Source organism: Streptomyces sp. NPDC001056, assembly GCF_053598955.1.
Genome location: NZ_JBSFLI010000072.1, coordinates 1 through 6185 on the forward strand (window position 1 = coordinate 1; position 6185 = coordinate 6185).

The 6185-nt window shown below is 74.2% G+C and carries 5 protein-coding genes and 1 pseudogene; 4 read left to right on the forward strand and 2 right to left on the reverse strand.

Features of this window, described 5'->3' with window-relative positions; translation table 11 throughout:
* Nucleotides 1-1588, forward strand: a 1588-nt coding sequence (locus tag ACWDD7_RS37225) for a LuxR C-terminal-related transcriptional regulator (protein WP_450460660.1), incomplete at its 5' end; no start/stop codon positions are given.
* A gap of 33 nt (nt 1589-1621) precedes the next feature.
* The gene (locus ACWDD7_RS37230; RefSeq protein WP_450460662.1) at nt 1622-1873 is read left to right on the forward strand and encodes a DUF6191 domain-containing protein; all 252 of its coding nucleotides are present in this window, start codon (nt 1622-1624) and stop codon (nt 1871-1873) included.
* A gap of 16 nt (nt 1874-1889) precedes the next feature.
* Here the strand turns inward: ACWDD7_RS37230 and ACWDD7_RS37235 are convergent, their stop codons facing one another.
* Both ACWDD7_RS37235 and ACWDD7_RS37240 read right to left on the reverse strand, forming a co-directional pair.
* Nucleotides 1890-3053: a PQQ-dependent sugar dehydrogenase gene (locus tag ACWDD7_RS37235; RefSeq protein WP_450460663.1), complete on the reverse strand. Its 1164-nt coding sequence runs from the start codon at nt 3051-3053 to the stop codon at nt 1890-1892.
* A gap of 79 nt (nt 3054-3132) precedes the next feature.
* Nucleotides 3133-4131, reverse strand: coding sequence for an aldo/keto reductase (locus ACWDD7_RS37240; RefSeq protein ID WP_351877219.1), 999 nt, complete (start codon nt 4129-4131; stop codon nt 3133-3135).
* A gap of 75 nt (nt 4132-4206) precedes the next feature.
* Here ACWDD7_RS37240 and ACWDD7_RS37245 point away from each other — a divergent pair, with 75 nt between their 5' ends.
* The gene (locus tag ACWDD7_RS37245; RefSeq protein WP_351877218.1) at nt 4207-5187 is read left to right on the forward strand and encodes a 2-hydroxyacid dehydrogenase; all 981 of its coding nucleotides are present in this window, start codon (nt 4207-4209) and stop codon (nt 5185-5187) included.
* Nucleotides 5188-5630: 443 nt separating this feature from the next.
* Nucleotides 5631-6185, forward strand: a pseudogene (locus ACWDD7_RS37250) (phosphodiesterase); the annotation flags it as partial.

The window sequence follows — 6185 nt, forward strand, 5'->3', positions numbered from 1 at the left end:
GGCCCTGACGATCACCGAGCGGGCTCTGCGCCTGCTGGAGGACGCGCCGGACCCGCTGCGCGCCGCCTGGTTCTGGGTGCAGCGTGCCCGGCTGGTCCAGGCTCGGGCCCACGGCGACGGCCGACGGGAACTGGCCACCGCCGAGCAACTGGTGCGCGGCCTGCCCCCGTCCGAGGTGCACGCCGAGGTGCTGACCCTGGCCGCCAACTGGTCCATGCTGCACCGGCCCGGTCCCGAGGCCTTCGCCGCCGCCGAACAGGCCGTGCAGTACGCGCGGATGGTCGGCGCCCGCGACATAGAACTGCACGCCCGCCTCACCCTGGGCGGCCTCCGGGTCGACGCCGGCGAGCACGAGGCGGGGCTCGCCCAGATGCGGCAGGTCCTCCAGGACGCCCTCGCCGAGGGCCTGCACCAGGTCGCCGGCCGCGCCTATGCGCACCTGCCGTCCGGGCTGGCGGGACTGGGCCGGGACCGCGAGGCCGTGCCCCTGTTGCGCGACGGCCTCGCCTTCGCCCGCGAGCACGGACTGCCGGACTCGGAGGCATGGATGTGGGCCGGGCTGTCCGGGGCGCTGTACTCACTCGGGCAGTGGCCGGGCGCCGCCGAGGCCGCCGGGCACGCCACCCGGTTCGGCCAGGACGGCGAGCCCCGCGCCGCGGGCGCCCTGAAGCTGGCCCACCTCGCCCTGGCCCACGGAGACCTCGCCGAGGCGGCCCGGCAACTCGCCACCGTCCGCGCCCACGTCGACTCCCACGGCCGCGTGCCGCGCCAGTTCCTGCCGCTGGCCCGCGTCGCCCTCGGGGTCGCCGTCGGACAGGGCCGCCTCGCCGACGCCCGCGCCGAACTGCGTCGGGCCCTGGACTCCGGCCTCCCCACCGGCGCGCACCGCCACGGCTGGCCCCTGCTCCGCGCCGCCGCCACCGCCGAGGCCGACACCCGCGCCCTGCCCGCCGCCCGGGCGGGCCGGGCCGAGATCCTCGCCCGGCTCACCGAGACCGCGCGCACCCTGACCACCGGGGCGCCCCTGTGGGACGCCTACGACCAGTGGACCCGGGCGGAACTGCGCAGAGCGGACGGCCGGGACACCGCGGACACCTGGGCCCCGGTGGTCACCGCCTTCGAGTGCCTGGACCGCCCCTACGACCTCGCCCGGGTCCGCCTCCGCCTGGCGGGGGCGCTGCTGAGAGAGGGCGGCACGGAGGACCGCGACCGCGCGCTGGAACTCCTCCGCCTGTCCTCCGCCGTCGCCGCCCACATAGGGGCCCGCCCCCTCACGGCCGCCGTCACCCGCCTCGCCCGCCGCGCCCGCCTGGCCCTGACCCCCGGTTCCGTGAAGGGCGCAGCCACCCCGTCCGACCCGGCCGCGGCCCTCGGTCTGACCGCAAGGGAACGGGAGGTCCTGCGCCTGATGGCGGCCGGCCGCACCAACCGCCAGATAGCCGAGGAACTGTTCATCTCACCGAAGACCGTGAGCGTCCACGTCTCCAACATCCTGGCCAAGCTCGGTGTGTCCGGCCGCGGCGAGGCGGCCGCCCTGGCCCACCGGCTCGGCCTGTTCCCGGCCCAGGACCGGCTGGCGGCGGGATAATGGCCCCGGGACAACCGGCAAGGGGGAGAAGCCGTGTTCGACGCCTTCGGTGAACTGTTCACACCGGGCCGCAAACACACCCGCGACGAGCAGAACCGCCTCGAACTGACCCGGGAACAAGTCGGCGACAGCGACCCTGGCCGCGGCCCGATAGACCTGACCTCCGGCAAGGCGGTCATACGCCTGCCCACCGCGGAATCGTCCACGGCGGAGCAGGCCACCGAGGCCCCGGCCGCAGCCGGGCCGGAGCCGGACCCGGAGGGGGCAGGTCCTCAGGGCTCGTGAGCGCGGTGGCCGGGTCCTAGCTCACCTGCAACTCCAGGATCCTGTCGTCGCCCTTCTGCGGATGCCCCCGGCCGTCCGTGTTGTTCGTGATCAGCCAGAGTTTTCCGTCGCCGGCCGGGGCGACCGTGCGCAGGCGGCCGTACTGGCCCGTCAGGAAGGACTGGGGCGCGGCCGCGGCCCTGGTGCCGTGGAGCGGGATGCGCCAGAGGCGTTCGCCCTTGAGGGCGGCCATCCAGATGACGCCGTGGACGTAGGCGATGCCGCTGGGGGAGGCGTCGTCGGTGTGCCATTGCGCGAGGGGGTTCTGGAAGCGGGGGTCGGTGGATCTGCCCTCGGCGGATGGCCAGCCGTAGTTGCCACCGGGTTTGATGGCGTTCAGCTCGTCCCAGGTGTCCTGGCCGAACTCGGAGGCGAACAGGCGCTGGCGGTCGTCCCAGGCGAGGCCCTGGACGTTGCGGTGGCCGTAGGAGTAGACGGGGGAGTCGGGGAAGGGGTTGCCGGGGGCGGGTTCGCCGTCCGGGGTCAGCCGGAGGATCTTGCCGCCGAGGGAGTTCCGGTTCTGCGCGAGCTTCCGCTGGCCGGTCTCGCCGGTGCCCGCGTACAGCATGCCGTCGGGGCCGAAGGCGATCCGGCCGCCGTTGTGGATGCGGCCCTTGGGGATGCCCTTGAACACCGTGTCGGGGGCGCCCAGTTGCTCACCGGCCGGTTTCCGGTCGTCGTACAGCATCCGGACGATGCGGTTGTCCGAGGCGGAGGTGAAGTAGGCGTAGACCATGTGGTCCGAGGCGTAGTGCGGGGACAGCGCGATGCCCAGCAGGCCGCCCTCGCCCGCCGGGGAGACCCCGGAGACCGTGCCCAGCTCGGTCTTGTGGCCCGTGTTCGGGTCGACGCGGGTGATCGTCCCGTCGTCGCGCGAGGAGACCAGCAGATCGCCGCCCGGCAGCACGGCCAGGCCCCACGGTGACTTCAGGCCCTCGGCCACCGTGCGCAGTACCCGCACCGACCCCTTGGCCGGTGCCGCCGACTCGGTGGCCCGGGCGGCGGGCGCGGTGCGCGGAGGGGCCGTACGGGGGCCCTCGCCCGGGAAGCCCACTCCCGAGGAGCCGGACGAGCAACCCGCCGTCAGCAGGAGGGTGCCCGCGGCCACCACGGCCGACACAGCTCGACGTCGCACGATCATGATCCCTCCGGAGCGGTGTTCCAACGGAAGATCTTCCCCTCCCCGGCGTCCCCCAGTCCCAGGACCCCTCCAGGCTCCCTCAGTCCCACGAGCCCTGCGCGGCGGGCAGCCGGGCGATCTCCGCCAGGTCCGCCGGGGTCAGCCGCAGATCCGCCGCCGCCGCGTTCTCCGCCGCCCAGCGCTCCCGCTTCGTGCCCGGCAGCGCGATCACATGGCGCCCCCGCGACAGCACCCAGGCCAGCGCCACCTGCGCCGGGGTGACCTCCGGACCGTGCCGCCGGGCGACGCGGCGCAGACCGGCCACGATCGGCTGGTTGGCCGCCATCATCTCGGCGGTGAAGCGGGGGTGGCGGGCGCGCACGTCGTCCGGCTCGAAGCCCTCGCCCGGGGTGAGCGTGCCGGTCAGGAAGCCGTTGCCCAGCGGCATCGCCGCCAGGAAGCCCACGCCCCGCGCCTCGCACCAGGGCAGCAGCGTGCGCAGCGCCTCCGGCGACCACACCGACAGCTCCGCCTGGACCGCGGCCACCGGGAACACCTGCTGCACCCGCTGCAACTGGCGCAGCGTGCCGTCGTACAACCCCGCGCCGGAGCGGCGGCCGCCGCGCGCCCCCAGGGCGCACAGGCCCAGCGAGCGCACCTTCCCGGCGCGCACCAGCTCGGCCATCGCGCCCCAGGTCTCCTCGATGGGCACCTCGGGGTCGGGCCGGTGCAGCTGATAGAGGTCGATCACGTCGGTCTGGAGCCGGCGCAGCGAGGCGTCGCAGGCCCGCTTCACGTATCCCGGGCGGCCGTTGGCCACGATGTGCTGCTCGCCCACCAGCAGTCCGACCTTCGTGGAGACGAACGCCTCCGCGCGCCGCTCCCTGAGCACCCGCCCGAGCAGCAGTTCGTTGGTGAACGGGCCGTACATGTCCGCGGTGTCCAGCAGGCCCGACCCCAGGTCCAGCGCCCGGTGCACGCATCTCACCGATTCGTCGCCCCGTTGCCGCGAGGTGCTGTACGCCCAGTTCATCGGCATGCACCCGAGTCCGACGGCCCCCACCGCGAGCGCCCCCGCGCCGATCGTCCTGCGTTCCACCTGCTCCGGAACCTCCCTTAGCCGGCCCCCAACCTAACCTCTGCGCCTGCGCGTACCTGACATAGCCTCCTGACCATGACCGCAGACGTATGGCTTCCGCTTCCGCCCGAGGAGATCGAAGGGCTGCCCGAGGGGCTCCGGTATCTGTTCTGGGACGGCGGCGAGAGTGGCGACGAGGACTTTCCTGGCGACCCCGCGCGGTGCGTGATGTACGTGGTGCCGTACATGAAGCGAGGGCCGGTCAAGGTGCGCCCGCTGGAGTACCTGACCCAGGTCCGGGTCATCCAGACGCTCACGGCCGGCGTCGACGACATCACCGCACGGCTTTCGGCCATCGCGCCCGGCGCCCGGCTGTGCAACGCGCGCGGTGTGCACGAGGCGAGCACCGCCGAGCTGGCGCTCACCCTGACCCTCGCCGCGCTGCGCGGCATCCCCGACTTCGTGCGCGCCCAGCAGCAGGAGTGCTGGCAGAGCGGGTTCCGGCCCGCGCTCGCCGACAAGAACGTGCTCATCGTCGGCTACGGCTCGATCGGCGCCGCCATCGAGGACCGGCTCACGCCCTTCGAGCTCGCGCGGGTGGCGCGCGTCGCGCGCTCCCCGCGCACCACGGCGCGCGGTCCCGTGCATCCGATCGCCGATGTGCTCTCTCTGCTTCCGGAAGCCGATGTCGTGATCCTGTCCACCCCTCTCACGGACGCCACCCGGGGTCTGGTGGACGCCGAGTTCCTCGCGCGGATGAAGGACGGCGCCCTCCTGGTGAACGTCGCGCGCGGACCGGTCGTGGACACGAACGCGCTGCTCGCGGAGGTGGAGCGGGGCCGGATCAGCGCCGCCCTGGACGTCACCGACCCCGAGCCGCTGCCCCCGGGCCACCCGCTCTGGAAGGCGCCGGGCGTACTCATCACCCCGCACGTGGGCGGCCCCTCCTCGGCCTTCCTGCCGCGCGCCAAACGGCTGCTGGTCGACCAGCTGACCCGGTTCGTGAACCACGAGCCGCTGCGGAACGTGATCCTGACGACGGGACCGGAGGCGAAGGACCCGGTAGGAACCGCCTAGGAGGAGCCGCCGGGAACAGATCCGGAGGGCTCGGACACCCCGGGAACGATCGGGCGTCAGGGCGTTTCCGGCACCCTCCGCGACCTCTCGGACGCGGCCCGTGCCCGCATCACCGCTGGTCGTCACGGAGCGTAGAGAAGCTATGTCCCTGAGTGACGATACTGGTGTATCGTCCCGACAGGGGCAGCGCCGCCTACACCGGCGCCGGGGATGACATTCCAGATCTCGCGAGGGGGGCGACGGGCGATGCACGGCCTATGGACGAACGATCCGACGCGGTGGAGCCGCCGACGGCGGCCCGGGCACACCGCGGCGCGCAGACGCGGCCATCACACCGGCCACCACACCCACCCGCCGCGCCGGCCGGCCGGCCATCGCAGGCACGCGCACCCGGCGCACCGGGACCGGCGGGACGCGGGCGCCTCGCTTTCCGGGAGGCCCCGGTGAACGCGCCCATCCCGGTGACCACCACCGCCGACGAAGCGGTGCGCGCGCCGCACCCGCACCAGGACCCGCCGGCGCGCGGGCGGGTCCGCGTCAGGCGCACCCGCGCCTCCGAACAGCTCGTCCTCGCCCTCGTCTGCGCGGCGTACGCCGTCGGCGCCGCGTTCGACTGGGGCGCGGACGAGCTCGCGCTGGTCATGGGCGACTTCGGGCTCAGCGCCGCGGCCGGCGTCGCCGCCGTCTCCTGCTTCCTGTACGCCCGCGGACCCCGGGTGCGCTACCGCCCGGCGTGGCTGCTGTTCGGCCTGTCCTCGACCATGGCGGCCCTGGGCAACGCGGTCTGGGGCTGGTACGAGGTCGTCCTCGGCCGGCCCGTGCCCAGCCCGTCGTACGCCGATCTGTTCTTCCTGTGCTTCGCGCCGCCCGCGATCGTGGGCCTGCTGGTGCTCGCCAGCCGTCCGGTGACCAGGGCGGGCTGGATCTGCCTGGGCCTGGACGCCTGGCTGATCGGCGGCTCCCTGCTCACCCTGTCGTGGAGCCTCGCGCTCGCCCAG

Excerpts from the sequence above, each read along its gene's own strand:
- ACWDD7_RS37235 (WP_450460663.1), bottom strand. The coding sequence starts at position 3,053 with ATGATCGTGCGACGTCGAGCTGTGTCGGCCGTGGTGGCCGCGGGCACC.
- ACWDD7_RS37245 (WP_351877218.1), top strand. The coding sequence starts at position 4,207 with ATGACCGCAGACGTATGGCTTCCGCTTCCGCCCGAGGAGATCGAAGGG.